2 protein-coding genes are annotated in these 1,244 nt (G+C 70.7%); both read right to left on the bottom strand.

The annotated features are described in order from the left end of the window. The coding region (locus AB0435_RS34240; RefSeq protein ID WP_366428752.1) for a hypothetical protein at positions 1 to 269 on the bottom strand (269 nt) is incomplete at its 3' end. Between the two features lie 116 nt (positions 270 to 385). Beyond that, a partial coding sequence (locus AB0435_RS34235) for a hypothetical protein (RefSeq protein ID WP_366428751.1) occupies positions 386 to 1,244 on the bottom strand: 859 nt, incomplete at its 5' end.

Below are 1,244 nucleotides of genomic sequence, written 5' to 3'. Positions count from 1 at the left end.
GCCTGGTACAGGCGGATGTTGAAGACGGCCTGCTCGTAGGTGGAGTTGCCGATCGGGCGGGCGCCGCCGTCGACGACGCCGCCGGAGTCCGGCCGGGCTGTGCGCCGGTTGAAGAAGTACTGCGTGGAATTCCACTGCCTGGACGGGATCGCCGCGAGCAGGGGCGCGTAGCGGCGCTGGTACTCCAGCAGCAGCGGGCTGATCGCCTTGGGGATGAGCGGGGAGACTGCGCCCGCCGTGGTGATGGCCTCTTCGAGCTCAGTAGGCACGGAGGCTCCTCCTCTGCATGCGAAAGCCCCACGCGGTATCAGGCGCGTGGGGCTTGTGGTGGTGGGTGGTGCGGAAGGCTCCCGTCGGTGAGGGCCTTGAGGGAGGTGCTGCCTGCCTACTGGGCGGGCTGGGGGGTGCGGCCGAAGGCGCCGAGGAGGATCTCGGCACGGTCCTTGTAGAGATCGTCGGGGGTCTGGTCCGTGCCGCCGGTCTGGTCGTTCTCGTGGACGCGGTAGCCCTGGCGGGGCGGGAGCCCGTTCTCGCGGAGGAGCTCCTCACGGAGTTCGTCGCGCTGCCTGGCGAGGGCTTCGGTGAGCTTGGTGTCGAAGGCGGCTTCGAGCTCGGCCGCAGTCTCCTTGAGGGCCTTCTTGCCGCTCTTGGACGCGCTCACGGGGGCCGGTGCGCTGGTCTCCGAGGCTTCCTGCTTCCGCTCAGACGCCTTCTCGGTGACGGCGGCGAGGACCGGGGCGAGGTTCTCCTGAAGGGCTCCCGCGAAGATCGCGCCCAGGGCGGCGATGTCGGCGTCGGTGAGGGACCGGGCGGGGGCCGCCGTGGTCTCGTCGGTCGGGGTGGGCTCGCCCATGGCGGCCTCCTCCTCAGTATTGGTGGTGGCCGCGCCTCGGTCGGGCGGGGCAGTTGGGGTGAGGGCTTCCGTGACCGGTTCGCTGATAGTGGTCTCGGCGGTCGGCTGGACGGCGAGGGGAGCGGACTCACCACCGCTGTTCACGTCGCCGTCGGTGTCAGCGTTCGGGGCGCCGTCCACGTCGATGTCTGCGTCCATGTCCGGGTCCATGGTCTGGAGGGCGTCCACAGCCGCGGCCATCGCGGCGGCGGTGATGACACGGAGTTCGCCCGGGTCGATGCCGCAGGCCCGCATCGTCAGGGAGATCGGCCCGTTGTAGGCGTCGATGCAGAACCCGGCCCCGCCACCGGGGCCGTCGGGATAGAACTCGCGGATCTCCCCGAGCCGGGTG

The sequence above is a fragment of the Streptomyces sp. NPDC051173 genome (genome assembly GCF_040689515.1).
GTDB lineage: Bacteria > Actinomycetota > Actinomycetes > Streptomycetales > Streptomycetaceae > Streptomyces.
This window is presented reverse-complemented; position numbering and strand designations above follow the sequence as displayed.